The sequence below is a fragment of the Pseudonocardia sp. N23 genome, from assembly GCF_002583555.1.
In the GTDB taxonomy this organism is placed as follows: Bacteria; Actinomycetota; Actinomycetes; order Mycobacteriales; family Pseudonocardiaceae; genus Pseudonocardia.
This window is the reverse complement of sequence record NZ_BEGX01000001.1, coordinates 46815-63256: the sequence shown is the minus strand read 5'-3', so window position 1 is coordinate 63256 and position 16442 is coordinate 46815. Positions and strand designations below refer to the sequence as shown.

General features: G+C 73.1%; 19 protein-coding genes and 1 tRNA gene. 8 read left to right on the top strand and 12 right to left on the bottom strand.

Features of this window, described 5'->3' with window-relative positions; all coding sequences use genetic code 11:
* Nucleotides 1-7: 7 nt before the first annotated feature.
* The 5 genes from TOK_RS00285 to soxR all read right to left on the bottom strand — a co-directional run bounded on the left by TOK_RS00285 (nt 8) and on the right by soxR (nt 3864).
* Nucleotides 8-1177: an acyl-CoA dehydrogenase family protein gene (locus tag TOK_RS00285; protein WP_098955708.1), complete on the bottom strand. Its 1170-nt coding sequence runs from the start codon at nt 1175-1177 to the stop codon at nt 8-10.
* 182 nt (nt 1178-1359) lie between these two features.
* A complete protein-coding gene (locus tag TOK_RS00280; protein ID WP_098955707.1) occupies nt 1360-2094 on the bottom strand; it encodes a tyrosine-protein phosphatase in 735 nt (244 codons plus the stop codon).
* Nucleotides 2095-2113: 19 nt separating this feature from the next.
* Complete coding sequence (locus TOK_RS00275) at nt 2114-2818, bottom strand: hypothetical protein (RefSeq protein ID WP_098955706.1); 705 nt, start codon at nt 2816-2818, stop codon at nt 2114-2116.
* Nucleotides 2819-2938: 120 nt separating this feature from the next.
* A complete protein-coding gene (locus tag TOK_RS00270) occupies nt 2939-3262 on the bottom strand; it encodes an NIPSNAP family protein (protein WP_098955802.1) in 324 nt (107 codons plus the stop codon).
* A 137-nt stretch (nt 3263-3399) separates the two neighbouring features.
* Nucleotides 3400-3864 carry a redox-sensitive transcriptional activator SoxR gene (gene soxR, locus TOK_RS00265; RefSeq protein WP_098955705.1) on the bottom strand — a complete coding sequence of 155 codons (465 nt, stop codon included), beginning with the start codon at nt 3862-3864 and terminating at the stop codon, nt 3400-3402.
* 47 nt (nt 3865-3911) lie between these two features.
* Between soxR and TOK_RS00260 the strand changes: the two genes are divergently transcribed.
* The 4 genes from TOK_RS00260 to TOK_RS00245 all read left to right on the top strand — a co-directional run bounded on the left by TOK_RS00260 (nt 3912) and on the right by TOK_RS00245 (nt 9062).
* Nucleotides 3912-4610, top strand: coding sequence for an SDR family oxidoreductase (locus TOK_RS00260; protein ID WP_098955704.1), 699 nt, complete (start codon nt 3912-3914; stop codon nt 4608-4610).
* Complete coding sequence (locus tag TOK_RS00255) at nt 4610-5677, top strand: S-adenosylmethionine:tRNA ribosyltransferase-isomerase (RefSeq protein ID WP_098955703.1); 1068 nt, start codon at nt 4610-4612, stop codon at nt 5675-5677. Before TOK_RS00260 ends, TOK_RS00255 begins: the two co-directional genes overlap by 1 nt.
* Before the next feature lie 594 nt (nt 5678-6271).
* Nucleotides 6272-6922 carry a transglycosylase SLT domain-containing protein gene (locus TOK_RS00250; RefSeq protein WP_098955801.1) on the top strand — a complete coding sequence of 217 codons (651 nt, stop codon included), beginning with the start codon at nt 6272-6274 and terminating at the stop codon, nt 6920-6922.
* Nucleotides 6923-7031: 109 nt separating this feature from the next.
* On the top strand, nt 7032-9062 hold the full coding sequence (locus TOK_RS00245; protein WP_253258093.1) for an acyltransferase family protein: 2031 nt from the start codon (nt 7032-7034) through the stop codon (nt 9060-9062).
* A gap of 4 nt (nt 9063-9066) precedes the next feature.
* Here TOK_RS00245 and TOK_RS00240 read toward each other — a convergent pair whose 3' ends face one another.
* Complete coding sequence (locus TOK_RS00240) at nt 9067-9303, bottom strand: RNA-binding S4 domain-containing protein (RefSeq protein WP_098955799.1); 237 nt, start codon at nt 9301-9303, stop codon at nt 9067-9069.
* Nucleotides 9304-9440: 137 nt separating this feature from the next.
* Nucleotides 9441-10715: a nickel-dependent lactate racemase gene (larA, locus tag TOK_RS00235; protein WP_253258092.1), complete on the bottom strand. Its 1275-nt coding sequence runs from the start codon at nt 10713-10715 to the stop codon at nt 9441-9443.
* A 330-nt stretch (nt 10716-11045) separates the two neighbouring features.
* Here larA and TOK_RS00230 point away from each other — a divergent pair, with 330 nt between their 5' ends.
* Nucleotides 11046-11825, top strand: coding sequence for a hypothetical protein (locus TOK_RS00230; protein WP_216361796.1), 780 nt, complete (start codon nt 11046-11048; stop codon nt 11823-11825).
* Between the two features lie 51 nt (nt 11826-11876).
* On the opposite strand, the gene TOK_RS00225 is transcribed toward TOK_RS00230, so the two are convergent.
* Entirely contained in the window at nt 11877-12095 is a 219-nt protein-coding gene (locus TOK_RS00225) for a DNA-binding protein (RefSeq protein WP_098955700.1), read from the bottom strand.
* Between the two features lie 237 nt (nt 12096-12332).
* Here TOK_RS00225 and TOK_RS00220 point away from each other — a divergent pair, with 237 nt between their 5' ends.
* The gene (locus TOK_RS00220; RefSeq protein ID WP_098955798.1) at nt 12333-12659 is read left to right on the top strand and encodes a DUF6191 domain-containing protein; all 327 of its coding nucleotides are present in this window, start codon (nt 12333-12335) and stop codon (nt 12657-12659) included.
* A 1-nt stretch (nt 12660) separates the two neighbouring features.
* On the opposite strand, the gene TOK_RS00215 is transcribed toward TOK_RS00220, so the two are convergent.
* Complete coding sequence (locus tag TOK_RS00215; RefSeq protein ID WP_098955699.1) at nt 12661-13383, bottom strand: SDR family oxidoreductase; 723 nt, start codon at nt 13381-13383, stop codon at nt 12661-12663.
* A gap of 101 nt (nt 13384-13484) precedes the next feature.
* On the opposite strand from TOK_RS00215, the gene TOK_RS00210 reads away from it, so the two are divergent.
* Nucleotides 13485-14327, top strand: a complete 843-nt coding sequence (locus TOK_RS00210) for a LysR family transcriptional regulator (protein WP_098955698.1) — start codon at nt 13485-13487, stop codon at nt 14325-14327.
* A 158-nt stretch (nt 14328-14485) separates the two neighbouring features.
* Here the strand turns inward: TOK_RS00210 and TOK_RS00205 are convergent, their stop codons facing one another.
* Both TOK_RS00205 and TOK_RS00200 read right to left on the bottom strand, forming a co-directional pair.
* Nucleotides 14486-14875 (bottom strand): VOC family protein, encoded by a 390-nt coding sequence (locus tag TOK_RS00205; RefSeq protein ID WP_098955697.1) that lies wholly within the window; start codon nt 14873-14875, stop codon nt 14486-14488.
* On the bottom strand, nt 14872-15162 hold the full coding sequence (locus TOK_RS00200; protein ID WP_098955696.1) for a helix-turn-helix transcriptional regulator: 291 nt from the start codon (nt 15160-15162) through the stop codon (nt 14872-14874). The genes TOK_RS00205 and TOK_RS00200 overlap by 4 nt, the downstream gene beginning before the upstream one ends.
* Nucleotides 15163-15332: 170 nt before the next feature.
* Between TOK_RS00200 and TOK_RS00195 the strand changes: the two genes are divergently transcribed.
* Entirely contained in the window at nt 15333-15800 is a 468-nt protein-coding gene (locus tag TOK_RS00195) for a 6,7-dimethyl-8-ribityllumazine synthase (protein ID WP_098955695.1), read from the top strand.
* 461 nt (nt 15801-16261) lie between these two features.
* On the opposite strand, the gene TOK_RS00185 is transcribed toward TOK_RS00195, so the two are convergent.
* Nucleotides 16262-16335: transfer RNA gene (locus TOK_RS00185), tRNA-Met, on the bottom strand.
* Nucleotides 16336-16442 lie beyond the last annotated feature (107 nt).

The following is a 16442-nucleotide window of genomic DNA, read 5'->3' as shown; positions in this document are numbered from 1 at the left end:
CGCGCCCCTATCTCGGCAGGCCGAGCACGCGCTCGGCGGTGATCGTGCGCTGGACCTGTGAGGACCCGCCCCAGATCGTGACCGACCGGGACCACATCGCCTGGGCGTGCAGCGGACGGAGATCGAGATCGCCCAGCGAGTCCAGCGTGGCGTCCTCGCCCAGGATGTCGTCGTAGACCTCCCAGAGGTCCTGGAACGTCTCCGACCACTGAAGCTTGGTCATCGATGCCTCGAACCCGAGGTCACGACCCTGCTCGACCTGGGTGAGGACGTGCATCGCGTGCAGCCGCAGGCACTCCAGCTCGGTGAGCACGCGCGCGAGCCGGCCGCGGACCACCGGGTCGGTGTCGCGGCCCAGCTTCCTGGCGACCTCGACGATCTCGTCGTACTGGCGTCGGAACTCGGTGTACTGCCCGATGCCCGACGCGCCGCGCTCGAACGAGAGCAGCAGCATCGCGGTGCGCCAGCCGTCGCCGATCTCGCCGAGGACCTCGGTGGCAGGGACGCGGGCGTCGTCGAAGAACACCTCGCCGAACTCGCTGGCACCGCTCATCTGCTTGAGCGGGCGGGCGTCGACGCCGTCCTGGTGCATGTCGATGAGCAGCATCGAGATGCCGCGGTGGCGCTGCGACCCGGCCTCGGTGCGGACCATCGTGAAGACCTTGTCGCCGTGCACGGCGTTGGTGGTCCACACCTTCTGGCCGTTGACGACGAAGTCGTCGCCGTCGCGGACGCCCTTGGTGGCCAGGGCCGCGAGGTCGGATCCGGCACCGGGCTCGGAGAAGCCCTGGCACCAGATGACCTCGTTGCGCAGCATCGGACCGATGATGTCCTTCTTCTGCGCGTCGGTGCCGATGGCCATCACCGTGGGCGCGAGGAACGCCAGGCCCAGCGGGTTGACGGTGCGCGGCGCGTGGGCCGCGACGGTCTCGACGTCGTAGATCGCCTTCATCCCGGGCGTGCCGCCGCGGCCGCCGTACTCGGTGGACCACTCGATGCCCGCGAACCCGGCGAGGGCCTTGTCGCGCTCCCAGTCGCGGCGCAGCCGGAAGCTCTCGTCGTCGCCGAGGGCCTCCCAGAAGCCGGGACGGGTCCACTCGTCGGGGATGTTCGCGGCGAGCCAGGACTTCAGCTCGCGGCGGAAGTCCTCCTCCGCTGCGGTGTACGTCAGGTCCATGCGGCCTCCTCGCGCGCCGGTCCGGTCGGTCGCCAGCCTTCCATACCCGCCGGTAACTTGCGCCGCGGGCGCTGCGCACGATGGACCCGGAGCGTGGCGATCGAGGAGCACGCCGCACCGTGGGGGCCGGCCGACCTCGTGAGCGGCGACAGTCGCTCCGGCGACCATCGCCGCTCACAGGGTCATGCGGTGAGCCTCTCCTGGAGGCGGGCGATCTCGTCGTCACCGAGGCCGTTGGCGCGCAACCAGCCCGCGGCGCCGGAGTGGTCGCGGTCGAGGGTGGCGAGCACCTGGGCCATGGCCTCGGCGCGGGGCAGGTGCGGGGTCAGGTCGGCGGGCATCTCGCTGCCCTCCGCCGCGGTCCAGCGCCGGAACATGTCCTCGACCTTCGTCGCCGACAACGCGTAGTCGTCGACGACCGCGTCGCGCTCCACGCCGACCGTGTCGAGCACCAGCGCGACGAGGACGCCGGTGCGGTCCTTGCCGGCCGCGCAGTGCACGAGTGCGGGCCCGGCCTGCGGGGCGGCGAGCCTGCGCACCGCTTCGACGACGTTGGCGGGCCGGTCGGCGAGGTAGCCGAGGTAGTTGCGCGCCAGCGGGTCGGCGTCCTCGTCGGTCTCCGGAAGGGCCCGGCCCTCCTCCGGGATGAAGCTCAGCGCGACCGTCTCGACGCCCGCCTCCGCGACCTGCGTCGGCCCGTCCCGGTCGATCTCGCGCGCGGTGCGCAGGTCGAGCACGAGCGAGAGCCCGAACGTCTCGACGAGGTGCTGCACGTCGGCGCGGGTGACGTAGTGCAGGGAAGCGCTGCGCAGGAGCACACCGGGGCGGGTCCTCCCGCCCCCCGCGATCGGCAGGCCGCCGACGTCGCGGACGTTGTCGAGTCCTTCGAGCTGCAGCCAGCGATCGACGACGGTCACCCCGGCACCGTATCCCGGCTCACCCGACGAGCTTGCCGACGGCGCTTCTCGTCACGGCGAGCGGATCGGGAAGTCCTGGTGAACCGCCCTCCGGCGTCAGCCAGGTGAAGGTCATGACGACCTCGTCGCTGTGCACGGTGATCAGCAGGACGTCGAAGCCCTCGCCACCGACGCGCCAGCCCGTGGCCTGTGCACCGCCGACCTCGATACGCAGGTCCTCACCCGGGGTGACGACGACGGGCTTGCCCCCGACACTGCCCTGCCCGCAGTCGAGCCCGGCGACGGAGTGGTCGTAGGCCGCCTGCGCCGTCGCCTTGTCCGGGTAGACCGACACGGCTTCCTGGACGCGGGCGGACCCGCCCTCGAACGCGACGCCGACGCGGACCGCGTCGGGGAAGCGGGCGACGACACCCTGGCCGCCACAGACCGAGGGGGCGGCCGGGTCGGGCTTCGGTTCGGCGATCGAGACGAAACCCGGTCCGACCTCGGCGTCTGTGAGCAGGAAGGGCCGCAGCCCGTCGGCGGCGGCCACGAGGTTCTTCTCGCCCGGCCGGCCGGTGGACGCGGGGGGCGCCTCCTTCTCGGCCTCGGCGGCCGGTGGGCCGCCGGGGGTCGCGATCACGGGGCGGGCGACGGGCGCGGCCGTCCCCGAGGTGGTCTGCGCGCAGCCCGCGACCGCGACCAGCGCCACGGCCGCCGCTGCCAGCGCGGCGAGCGTTCTCATGACTGCGAGTGTTCGCCGCGGGGGCCCTGCCGGTCATGGGTGCCAGTACCCCAGTGCAGGCCCCTGCCGGTACGCGCCGGCCGTGCGCCCTGCCCGTGCGCCTGTCCGTGAGCCTTGCGGTCAGCCCTCGAACGGAGCCGGGTTGAGCACGCGCCGGTGCAACTTCGCGACGATCGGCCCGTCGACCTCGCTGGCGGCCCGCGCCTCGACCCACTCCGGGTCGGCCAGGAACGCCGACCACTTCGCGTCCATGTCGGCCAGCGAGTCGAACTTCATCACGTAGACGAGCTCGTTGTTGGTGTTGTCGCCGACGGTGGTCAGCGACAGGAATACGCACTCCATGCCGTGCTTGGCGAACTGGGCCTTCGTGACGTCGTTGAACCGCTTCACCAGCGTGGGCATCCGGCCCGGGACGGTCGTGTACTCGCGGATCTCGTAGATCATCGGCACTCCTCGTGGGCGGCGTCGTCGCGTTCCGGGGCTGATCGTATGGACGTCACGGCGACCGGGCCCGCGACGCAGATCACACTCGTCCCCGCGCGGCGCCGGTGGCTCAGCCGTTCTCGCACGGCGCCGATGGCTCAGCCGACCGGCGGGCGGCGCAGCGCGGGTGGCAGCAGCCGGGCGCCGTCGCCCTGGGCACCGATCCGGTCGTCGGGGTTCCACAGCCGGCAGCGGGCCAGCGACAGGCAGCCGCAGCCGATGCAGGAGTCGAGCCCGTCGCGCAGCGCGACCAGTGCCTCGATCTGCTCGTCGAGACGGCCGCGCCACGACCGTGACAGCCGTGTCCAGTCGGACTTGGTGGGGGTGCGGCCCGCCGGCAGCCGGTCGAGCGCCTCGCGCACCTCGTCGAGACCGATGCCGATCGCGCGCGCGGCACGGATGAACGCGAGCTTGCGCAGCACCCCGCGCTCGTAGCGGCGCTGTCCGCCCGACGTCCGCGTCGCCGTCACCAGACCCTCGCGCTCGTAGTAGCGCAGCGCGGAGTGCGGGAACCCGCTGCGGTCGACGACCTCGCCGATCGTGAGCAGGTCGTGGGTGTCCATCGACGCTCCCTTGACCTCAAGCTGACTTCAGCTCTCACCCTAGCGGCATGACAACGACAGCGCTCGTCACCGGAGCCGCCCGCGGCTTCGGCCTCGCCCTCACCGCAGGCCTCGTCGCCCGCGGCGCCACCGTGATCGTCGACGGTCGCGACGCGACCACCCTCACCTCCGCGACGACCGGCCTGCCCGGGCCGGGCCGGGTCGTCGCCGTCCCCGGCGACCTCACCGACGCCACCCACCGCGGCGCCCTCCGGGCCGCCGTCCACCGCGCCGGCGCGCTCGACCTGCTCGTGCACAACGCCGGCGCGCTCGGCCCCAGCCCGCTGCCCCGGCTGGCCGACCTCCCGCCACACGCCTTCGCGAACCTCTGGGAGACCAACGTCGCCGCGCCGCTCGCCCTGACCCGGCTGCTGCTGCCGTTCCTGCGCACGTCGCCCGACGCCGCGGTCGTCACGCTCAGCTCCGACGCCGCCGTCGAGGCCTACGAGGGCTGGGGCGGCTACGGGGCGACGAAGGCCGCGCTCGACCAGCTCGCCGCCGTCCTCGGCGTCGAGGAGCCCGGGCTGCGGGTCTACGCGTTCGACCCCGGCGACATGCGCACCGACATGCATCAGCGCGCGTTCCCCGGCGAGGACGTCTCCGACCGTCCGCACCCGTCGACCGTCGTCCCTGCGCTGCTGGCCCTGCTCGACAGTCGCCCGTCCAGCGGCCGCCACCGGGCCGCCGACCTCCTGGAGGCCGTGTGATGACCGCGCCCCTCTCGTTCGTCCTGCCCGACCGGCTGTCGGCCACCGAGCCGCCGGAGGCGCGCGGTGTGCCCCGCGACGGGGTGCGGCTGCTCGTCGCCCGCCCCGGCGTACCCGTCCGGCACCGCCGGTTCCGCGACCTGCCGTCGGCCCTGGCGCCGGGCGACGTGCTCGTCGTCAACACCTCTACGACCGCACCCGCCGCCGTCGACGGCACCCGCGCCGACGGCCGGCCCGTCACCGTCCACGTCAGCGGGCCGGTACCCGACGACCCCGGTCGCTGGGTCGTCGAGCTGCGCACCCCGGATCGCGAGCGGGTGCACGACGGCAGCCCCGGCGAGGTGCTGACGCTGCCGTGCGGCGCGGCCGCCGTGCTCGTGGCCGCGTACCCGGACCCGAGGGCTGCGACGAGCAGGCTGTGGTGTGCGACGATCGGCGCGGGCGGGTCGCTACCGGCCTGGCTCGAACGCATCGGCCGCCCGATCACCTACTCCCACCTGCGGACGGCCCCGTCGATCGCCGACTTCCGCACAGTGGTCTCGCGGCCGGACAGGGACTTCGCCGGCACCGGGTTCCCCAGCGCCGAGATGCCCAGCGCCGGCCGCCCACTCACCCGCGACGTGCTGCGCAGGCTTGCCGCGCGGGGCGTCGGGGTGGCCGAGGTCGTCCTGCACACGGGCGTCTCGTCGCTCGAGGCCGGCGAGACACCGCTGCCCGAGCGCTACCGCGTCCCGGCCCGCACCGCCGACGCCGTCAACGCGGCGCGCGCCGCGCGCAGGCGGGTCGTCGCGGTCGGGACGACCGTCACCCGCGCTCTGGAGACGGTCGCCGCCGAGGACGGGTCGGTCCGCGCGGGCAGCGGCTGGACCGACCTGGTCCTGGGCCCGGGGCGGCCGGCGCGAACCGTCGACGGGCTGGTGACGGGCTGGCACGAGCCGCAGGCCTCGCACCTGCTGCTGCTGGAGGCCGTCGCCGGGCGGGACACGGTCGCCGCGGCCTACGAGGCCGCGCTCGCGGAGGGATACCTGTGGCACGAGTTCGGCGACAGCTGCCTGCTGCTCGCGTGATCGGCGGCGGCGCCGCCCGGGTGATCGGCGGTGGGGCCGTCCAGGTGATCGGCGGTGGGACGGCCCCGGGCCTCCGGCCACACTGGACCGGTGGCGGCGAACGGCGCGACGGGTGATCATCGACGACGCGACGGTTGCAGCGGAAACGACCGCCGGCCGCGCTCGGTGACCGTTCGTCGCGGATCATGGGCGACCGACCGTCGTGCGGCGGTCCGGGCGAGCGGCAGGTGACGAGCGCCGACAGGCAGCCCTGTGCCTTGTCTCCTCTCGCTCACCTTCCGTAATGTCCCCGGAGCAGTCACGATCCGATCACGAGCGGACACCGAGCCGGACTCCCCACCGGCTCCCCGGGCCCCCGAACCGGACGTCCGTCCCGATGACCGGCTGATCGCGGAAGGACACGACTTGCCCAGCCACCGCTCCCCAGGCGGCAGGCAGGTGCCAGTGGTCCCGGCCCCGAACCGGACCTCCACGCGGCACCAGACTGCCCGGCGGCCACTCGTCACAGAGTCGGCCAGGCGCACTGCCGCGCACACGACCGCTGCCCTCGGCGCGGCCGTCGGCGTCATCAGCACAGGCGCCTTCGCTCTCGTCATGCCCACGACGACCGGCGCACTGCAGCCCAGCGCCGACGCGGCCGAGATCCCGACGTCGCTGGCCTCGAACTCGATGACGCTCCCGGTCGACACGGCACCGGTCCGCAGCTCGTCGAACATCGGCACGCTGTCCCCGGTCGCGTTCGTGATCAACACCGACGACACCGGGGTCGGCACCCCCGCCGACCCCGACATCGCCGCGCTCGACAAGGGTGGCAAGCTCGCCGACCAGCTCGCCGAACTGCACGCGCAGGCGGCTCGCGACGCGGCGGAGAACGCCCGGATCGACGAGATCGTCGCCAAGGGCGGGCTCGACGGCTGGATCGCCGAGGCGCTGCGGATCATGGAGCTGCCGCAGTCGTACGCCCCGGGCGTCAAGAAGATCATCATGGCGGAGTCGGGCGGCAACCCGCGCGCGATCAACAACTGGGACGCCAACGCGGCCCGGGGGACGCCCTCCGAAGGCCTCATGCAGACGATCCCGTCGACCTTCCGCAAGTTCGTGCACCCGAGCGTGGCCAACCGGTCGATCACCGACCCGGTCGCCAACATCACCGCGGGTGTCCGCTACATGATCGCCACGTACGGCGTCGACACGCTGACGTCCGGCGGCCGCAGCAACCACCTCGGCCAGTACATCGGTTATTGATCGCCCCTGCCCGCTGATCATGGGCGCACGCTGCCGGCTCGGGTGACGCAACCTCTCCGTCACACCTCCGAGACGCGCAGTGATCCCCCGGATGCGAGAATCGGCGGCGATGACCGCCATGCCCGCCCCGCCCGTCGGCACGACGGACGTCCGGAGCGAGCGACGCTACCGGCCGGAGCTGCAGGGCCTGCGCGCCTTGGCCGTCGGCCTCGTCGTCGTCTACCACGTGTGGTTCGACCGGATCTCCGGCGGCGTCGACGTCTTCTTCCTCGTCTCCGGGTTCCTGATCACCGGCCAGCTGTACCGGTCCGCGCAGCGCGGCAGCGTGCCGATCACCCGCAACTGGGGTCGCCAGATCGCCCGGCTGGTCCCCGCCGTGGCCGTCGTCCTTGTCGCGACGGTCGTCGCCGGCCTGGCGATCCTGCCCGAGGCCCGCTGGGTCCAGACGGTCCGCGAGGTCGTCGCCTCGGCCTTCTTCCTGGAGAACTGGCGGCTCGCGGCCGACTCCGTCGACTACTCGGCGCAGCACAACACGGCCAGCGTCGTGCAGCACTTCTGGTCGCTGTCGATCCAGGTGCAGTTCTACGTCGTGTGGCCGCTGCTGATCGCCGGGGTCGTGCTCGTCGCCGGCCGCGACCGGCTCGACCGGACGCTGACCCGCGTCCTCGCCGCCCTGTTCGGCGTGTCGCTGGCCTACTCCGTCGTCCTCACCACGCTCGACCAGCCGCTCGCCTACTTCCACTCGCTGACCCGCGTGTGGGAGTTCGCGCTCGGCGGCCTGCTCGCGCTGTGGATCGACCGCGTCGACCTGCCCGCGCGGGTCCGGGTGCTGCTGGGCTGGCTCGGCGTGCTCGGACTGGTGGCGTGCGGGGCGGTGCTGCAGGTCGGCAGCGTATTCCCCGGCTACGCCGCCCTGTGGCCGACGGGCGCGGCCGCCCTCGTGCTGCTGGCCGGGGCCACCGGGAGCCCCCGCGGCGCCGACCGGCTGCTGTCGACGGCACCGCTGCGCTACCTCGGCAACATCAGCTACTCGCTCTACCTGTGGCACTGGCCGGTGCTGCTGTTCTTCCTCGCCCTGACCGGCGAGCCGTCGGCGGGGCTGGAGGGCGGCACATTCGTCATCGTGCTGTCGCTTCTGCTCGCGATGATCACCTACCACGTGGTCGAGGAACCGATGCGCCTGCGGCACGAGAGCCGCCGCGCGCAGTACCGCCTCGGCGCGGTCGCGGTGGTCCTCGTCCTGCTCGCCACCGGGGCATGGCAGGGCGTCGCGATGGTGCGGGCGGACCACGGCGCCGTGATCGGCGACGCCACGCATCCGGGCGCGATGGCCCTGGTCCCGGGTTACACCGCGGTCGCGGCGTCCGACGAGCCCGTCGAACCGTTGCCGCCCATGGTCTCCCTCGGTGAGGACTGGGGCCGCACCGACAGCCCGTGGACGTGCGGAGCCGATCCTCTCCACCCGCCGCTGGAGTCGTGCACGCTCCCCGCCGACGGCCCCCCGCAGCGACGCGTCGTCGTGGTCGGCGACTCGCACTCCCAGCAGTACCTCGGTGCGCTGCAGCCGATCGCGCGGCAGAACCGCTGGGAGATCACGACGTTCCTCAAGGGCGCGTGCCCGTTCTCGACGGCCTCGGAGACCGACCCGGGCTCCGCCGAGTGCCTGGCCTGGAACACCGCCCTGGTCCCGGCAGTCGTCGAGCTGCACCCCGACGTCGTCTTCACCATGGGCAGCCGGGAGGTCCGCACCGGGCTCACCGAGGCCACCCCGCCCGGCTACGTCGAGGCGTGGAGCCGGCTCGCCGGCGCCGGCATCCCCGTCCTCGCGGTGCGCGACAACCCACGCTTCGACTTCCGCCCGGCCGACTGCGTCGCGGAGAACGGCCGCGGCGCCCCGCAGTGCGGTGCCGAGCGCAACGCCTGGTACCCGGAGGTCCCGAGCTGGGCCGGAGCCCCCGGGGTGCCCGCCGACGTACGGTTCCTCGACTTCAGCGACCTCATGTGCGCGCCGGACGGGCAGTGCCCCGCCGAGATCGGCAACGTGTGGGTCTACATGGACGACAACCACCTGAGCGCGACGTTCACGGCGTCGATGGCACCCGTCGTGGAGCAGCGGATCGTCGCCGCGATGGGCTGGTAACCCGTCAGCTCTCCTCGACGACCGGCCGGGCCCGCTCGTCGCCGACCGCGACGACGTCGCCCGCCCGCAGCTGCGCGCCGCGCCGGGTCTCCAAGCGGCCGTTGACCTGCACCTCCTCGGCCTCCACCAGCTCCCGGGCGTGCACACCGTCCTCGGCGAGGCCCGCGAGCTTGAGGAACTGGCCGAGCCGGATCGGCTCCTCGCGGATGGGGACGGCACGGATCGGGGACCTGCTGGACATGAGGTCCATCCTTCCCTGCCTGCCCGGGCCCGTCGGCGTCGGTACGAGCAACCGCCCAGGCCGACCTCGTGGGTGCCGGAGGCGGGCCGTTCCGCCGCAGCGGCGCAGGTTGTCACTGCTCCGCGGCTGGCCGGGTGTCAGGCGACATAGGGCAGCGTGAGCGGGCCCTCCGGGAGCACGCAGACACGGGCCCCGGGGCCCGCGGCGGCGAGCGCCTCGTCGACCGCCTCCCCCACGTCCGGGCAGGGCAGCAGGTGTGCGGAGCGGAGGTCGTCGGCATCGAGGAACCCGGTGTGGACGGCCACCTGTGCGCGGTCGAGCACCCGGGCGAGCACCTGCACCTGCCACTGGTCGGGCACCGTCCTCTCCCGCGCGGCGATGGAGTCCAGCAGCGCCCGCGGCGAGTCGGCCGAGGCCAGCACCTCGCGGAACGAGCCGTGGTCGGGGAACCCGTCGCGGCACTCCGCCGCGCAGACGATCCGCCCGCCCGGCCGCACGACCGTCGCAGCCGCGGACATGCCCTTCACCGCCTGGTAGAGGTTCTGGTCGAGCGGGTGCCCGGCGTTGGTGGTGACGACGACGTCGAACAGCCCGTCGACGGGCACCATCGCGACCCGGCGGGCCTCCTCGCGGGCGACGGCGTGCATCGCGAGCACCTCACCGCCGAACGCGGCGACGACGCGCTGGTCGCGGTCGAGGATGACGTCGCAGGCGAAGTCGACGCCGGTGGCCGCGGCGATGGCACGCACGTCGTCGTGGACCGGGTTGCCCTCGCAGATCCCCCAGATCGCCTTCGGGTCCCCGATGCGGCGTGCGTCGTGCAGGGTCAGGACGGTCTCCAGCGCCGCGAGCCCGGGCGCGACGAGCTTCGGACCACCGCTGAACCCGGCGAAGAAGTGCGGCTCGACGAACCCCGTCGTGATCCGGACGTCGGCCTCCACCCAGTCCCGCGCCAGCCACACGGGCACGTCGGCGCCGTGGCGGCCTCGCCACACCAGGGTGGAGTCGTCGCGGGCGTCGTGGTTGAGGACGCGGTAGGTCCCGAGGATCTCCTCGCCCAGCATGGCGCGGAGCTCGTCGTCGGTGTTGCCGCGGTGGGTGCCGGTGGCGATCATGATCGTGACGTCGTCGGGCCGCAGGACGCCTTCGAGCTCGGCGAAGATCTCGGTGAGCATCAGCTCCCGCGGCTGCGGACGGGTGCCGTCGCAGATCGAGATGGCGACACTCTGCCCCGGCCGCACGACCTCCCGCAGCGGCGGCCCCGCCACCGGTGCGCGCAGCGCGTCGCGGACGAGACGCTCCGGGGGCGTCGTCACGGTGAGGTGCCGGGGTTCGACGACGGTCGTGCGCGCCGCGGGCAGGTCCACCTCCAGACCGTCGTGTCCGTACGCGAGCCGAACCCGCCGCTGCATCACCGTTGCTCCCCCTTCGGCACCGTCCGTCGACGACAGGCTGCCTCATTCGTTCCGACACGGCGTCGATGCCGCCGTTCGTCGCCAGCAGGATTCCGCCGATCGGACCTGGCGGCCGACCCTCGCGGAATGGATAACGTAGCGACGCGAACCGTCGACATCCCAGGCGGAACCGGGCGTTCCGGTTCCGCGCCGCTCCCCCGGCAGCCCACCCGACGACGGGCAGGTCAGCCCGTCGCAGGATCCGTACGTCCGCCGTGCGAGGTGCCGGACACCCCGCCGCCCAGGAGGAACACCTCTGTGACCGGACCGATCCCCACGACCGAGAACGTGCCCCCGTTTCCGACCGCCATGCGCGGGTACGAGCGGCGGCAGGTGGACGAGTACGTCACGGAGCTGGTGGAGAAGTTGAACCGGCTGCACACCGACGTGGCCGAGGGGCAGCGGAAGCTGCGGCTGGCGACCGAGCACGCCGAGGCCACCGAGCGCGAGCTGCGTGATGCCCGCAGCCGGCCCGCCCCAGAGGCCGCGCCGCCTGCCGAGGAGGGCTTCGGGTTCCGCGCCGAGAAGCTGCTGCGCCTGGCCGAGCAGGAGGCGACGGAGCTGCGCGCCAACGCGTCCCGGGAGGCGTCGGCCATCGTCGAGAAGGCGCGCACCGAGGCCGAGCACCACCGTCACGAGGTCGAGCAGAGCCTGATCAGCCGGGCGTCGCTGATGGAGCAGCAGGCCGCGCAGCGGGCGAGCGAGCTGCAGGACCGGGAGCAGCAGATCGCCGACCAGCTGGCCGCGGCCCGCGAGCAGGCGGACGAGCTGCACTCCACCGCGACCCGCGCCGCCGAGCGGCTGCGCAAGGAGTCCGAGGCCGCGGCCGAGGAGACCTGTAAGCGCGCCGAGCAGGTCGCGCTGCGTCGTGAGGAGAAGGCGACGCAGGAGGTGGCGCGCCTGGCCTCGCTGCAGGACGACGTCCGTGGCGAGCTGAGCCGCCTCGCCGGCGTGCTGGGCAAGGAGCTCGGGCAGACCGCACCGGCGCCGCGCGACGGCGACGACCCGGCCCCGACCCCCGGCCATCGCGGCGCGCACGCCTCCCGGACCGCCGCCGCCACGAGCTGACATCCGACCCGCGGCGCCGGTCCCGACGAGGGCCGGCGCCACGGCGGTGCGTCAGCCCAGTGCCATCCCGCGTTCCGCCAGTGCCTCGGTCAGCACCCGGATCGCCTTGGGCCCCACGCCGTGCAGCGCAAGCAGGTCCGTGGCGGGCACCTCGTCGAGCTGCGCCAGCCGCGTGTAGCCGGCCAGCACCAGCGCGCGCGTCGCCGGCCGCCCGATGCCGCGTGGCAGGTCGGTGCTGTCTGTACCGTCGGTGCTGCCCGTCTCGTCCACGAAAGCCCCCTGCTCGTCCGCGACACGCCCTGTGAGTGGCGATGGTCGCCCTGACGACTATCGCCACTCACGACCTGGGCGTCGCACCCGGGGGGACGACTCGCGGGCCGGTCCCGGCCTCACCCGAAGGCGCGCGCTCGACGTCATCACGCAGGAACGACGGCCGGGCGACGCCACCGGCTCGTGCTCGATCTCCCGGACCTCGACGGACCGCCACGGGCCGGGCAGGCTGTGGACATGGGACCCGGACTGCTCCTCGCGCTGACGATCCCCGGGCTCGTCTGCCTGCTGGTGCTGCTCGTCGCACTGGAGCGGTTCGGCCTGTGGGCCCGCCGGAGCAGCCTGCTGCCGTGGCGGCGGTCCGCCGGGTCCGCCCCGACGCAGTCGCTCCCGTTGTCGGGCATCGGGTTCGAGGAGGTCGACGCCTTCTTCACCGGCGCCAAGCGCGCCGAGCTCGACGAGCGCCACTCCCGCTCGATGCTCCGCGACGACGGGGCCGACGGCGCGCCACCCGGCACGCATGTCGACCTCGACCGCGGCGTCGTGACCGTCCACCGCGCCTGACTCACCAGGGGACGACGCCGTCGTCCTCGAAGAACCCTCCGGTCGGGCCGCCGTCGGGAAGGGTGGCGAGCCGGATCGCGGTGGCCGCGCCCTGCTCCGGGGTCCGGTGGCCGCGGTGGCCGTTGAGATCCGTCGCGACGTAGCCCGGACAGGCCGCGTTGATCAGGATGTTTGTGTCGCGCAGCTCCTTCGCGTACTGGATCGTCAGCGCGTTGAGGAAGCTCTTCGACGGCGAGTAGGCCGCCGAGATCGGGCCGGTCTCGCCCCCCTGGGTCTGCCGGGTCAGCGAGCCGACGCCGCTCGACATGTTCACGATCCGCGGCGACGGGGACCGCCGCAGCAATGGCAGCAGCGCGTTGGTGACCCGGATGACCCCGAGCACGTTGGTGTCGACGACCGTGGCCACCGTCGCGGGGTCGACCAGCGTCGGCTCCTGCGGCATCCCGCCGGTGATCGCGGCGTTGTTGACCAGCACGTCGAGCCGGCCCTCCTGCTCCTCGACGAGCCGGGCTGCCGCGGCGACACTCGCGTCGTCGGTGACGTCGAGGGGCACCCCGAACACGTCCACCCCCGCCGCCTGCAGCTTCTCGACGGCGGCCTCGCGGCGACCGTCGTCCCGCGCCCCGACGCCGACCCGCAGGCCGAGTGCCCCCAGGCCCGCCGCGATCTCGTGACCGATCCCCTTGTTCGCGCCGGTGACCAGCGCAACCGTCTTCTCGCTCATGGCTCCACCCTGCGCCCCGACCCCGACCGAGCTCCAGGACCGACCAGGTCCGAGGCGATACTGTCACGGTATCGACGCTGGTGGCGGGTAGTGTGGAGAGCATGGAGACCCGGGAGCTGCGGTACTTCGTGGCCGTCGCCGAGGAGCTGCACTTCGGCCGGGCGGCACTGCGGCTCGGCATCGCACAGCCGCCGCTGTCACGGGCGGTGCAGCAGCTCGAACGCCGGCTCGGAGTGACGTTGCTGGAACGCGGCAGCCGCGGCGTCGCACTGACCGGCGCCGGCGCGGTGCTGCTGCGTGAGGGCCGGGCCGCCCTCGACGCGGTGGCGGCCGCCGAACGCCGGACCCGCCGCGCCGCCGCACCCGCGGGCTCCCCCGGTCTCGTGCTCGTCACGAAGGCGGGCGCGTCCACCGAGCTGCTGTCCAAGCTGCTCGACGCCTACGCCGCGGAACCCGGTGCCGTCGATGTCGACGTCGTGCTGTGCGGCATCGGGGAGCAGGAGCGCTACCTGCGCGACGGGCGCGCCGACGTCGCCCTCCTGCACCGCCCCTTCGACTCGACCGCGGGTCTCGACACCGAGGAGCTGCTCACCGAGGGCCAGCTCGCCCTGCTGCCCGCCGGGCATCCGCTCACCGGCCGGCCGGACCTGCGCCTCGACGACCTGGGGCTCTCCGGGCTCCCGCTGCCGCGCTGGCCCCGCGATGACGGGAGCTACCCCGACGGGCCGGGCCCCGAGGTCCACGACAACACCCAGTTGCTGCAGCTCATCGCGCTGGGCCGGACGGTCGCGGTGCTGCCCGAGTCGGTGCGGGCGCACCTGCACGACGACATCGCCGCCGTGCCGCTGCTCGACGCGCCGCCTGTCACGACGGTGATCGCGTGGCCGCCGCACAGCCGCTCCCTTGCGCTGGCCCAGCTGGTCCGGACGGCGACCCGCCTCTGACACCGCCGGTCAGGGTCCGACGCGCTGCTGCTCGCCGTCGGCGCCCGGCCTGCCCGACCTGCGGTTCGTCGACGCCATCACCGTCGCCGACGAGAGCCACGCGCTCCCCTACGTCGTCCACACCGGAACCCATGCACCGCGCGGCCGAGGTGCCGGCGCTACGTCATCGTCACCAGCTGGATGAGGTTGCCGCACGTGTCGTCGAGCACCGCGGTGACGACTGGCCCGAAGTCCGTGGGCGCCTGGGTGAACACGACGCCCAGCCCGGTCAGCCGCTCGTGCTCGGCATACACGTCGTCCACAGCGAACTGGGTGAACGGGATTCCGTCGGCCACCAGGGCCTCCTTGAGCTGCTTCGACGCCGGGTGCCCGTCGGGCTCCAGCAGCAGCTCGACGCCGTCGGGCACCGCGGGCGACACGACGGTGAGCCACCGCGCGTCGCCGGTCGGAACGTCGGTCTTCTTGATGAAGCCCAGCTTGCCGGTGTAGAAGTCGAGCGCCCTGGCCTGGTCGTCGACCCACACGCTGGCGACGTTGATCCGGATCACGAGTCGGGCTCCTCCGTGTCGATGGGCCACCGCGCGACGATCGCCCGCAGCGGGCCGGTGTCGACGTGGTGGAACTTGTAGCGGCCCTGCCGCCGCGTGTGCACCAGGCCGGCCTCCTCGAGGACGGCGAGGTGCTGCGAGATCGCCTGCCGCGACGACGTGAGCCCGTGCTTCATCGTCAAACGCCCGCACAGCTCGAACAGGGTCTGCCCGTCCCGCTCGACCAGCTCGTCCAGGATCGTCCTGCGCGTCGCGTCGCCGAGTGCCTTGAACAGCTCGGCGTCCACACCGGATTTATACGCAAGTGACGACTTGCCTGTCAATCCGTCGCCCGCCCGGGCCGCGATCCCGGACGTCCTCGGCCGCGGCGGTAACCTCAGCGCCGGCGCAGTGTGACCGGGCGCAGTGTGACCGGGCCCGGTGTGACCGGGCGCGGTGTGATCGAAGGGAGCCGGACGTGAGCAGCAACGGACAGCAGGAGCGGATCGCGTTCGTCCAGTCGCTGTGGCATCGGGAGATCGTCGACCGGTGCCGCGACTCCTTCCTCGCCGAGATGGCCGAGCTCGGCGTGCCCGCCGAGCGGATCGACCTCTACGAGGTGACCGGGGCCTTCGAGATCCCGCTGCACGCCAAGCGGCTCGCCGAGAGCGGCCGCTACCGGGCGGTCGTCGCCTCCGGCCTCGTCGTCGACGGCGGCATCTACCGTCACGAGTTCGTCGCCGAGGCGGTCATCGACGGCCTCATGCGTGTCCAGCTCGACAGCGGGGTGCCGGTGTTCTCCGCCGTCCTCACCCCGCACCACTTCCACGAGCACCCCGAGCACCAGCAGTTCTTCCACGATCACTTCGTGGTCAAGGGCCGCGAGGTCGCGAAGGCGTGCACCGACACGATCGCCGCGCTGGACCGCCTACCGGCCGCCGTCTGACGCCCTGTCCTGCTCGCCCTTGCCAGCCGGCTACCGGGCCGATCAGCCCGCCGCCGCGCCGAGGAAGTCGAGCACGGACGCGGCGAACAGCGGTGAGTCCGTGACGTCATCGAGGGCGCGCGGTACTGGCGCGCCACATTCGCCCGGGCAGCGGCGACGGCGCTGCCGGCGGGGTCTGCCACGGGTTCCTCGTCGACCTCCCCCGGATCGGCGGGATCACCTGGGCGGTCATGAGCACAATGGCCGTCGTGGTCACGTCGTTCATGCTGTGCGAGAGCCTCACGACGGCCTGCGTCATCGGCCTCGGGTGTGGGCCTGGCGACGCAGGCAACCGACGGCCGGGGCGATGCTGGTGGCGATCGGAGCGGGCCTCGCCCGGGCTCGTGGACTCACCGTGACCGCCGACGCCACAACCAACGCGAAAGGCCCCCGGAGTTGTCTCCGGGGGCCTTTCGACCTAGTAGCGGGGGTAGGATTCGAACCTACGACCTCTGGGTTATGAGCCCAGCGAGCTACCGAGCTGCTCCACCCCGCGCCGCTGCATCGTCACCGACGCTGTCTTGCTGTTCTTTTGTCGTGCTGCGTTGCTCTTGTAGGTAGAACAGTACACCCGCCGGAAACGTTCCCGCACCCGGGGTGCAA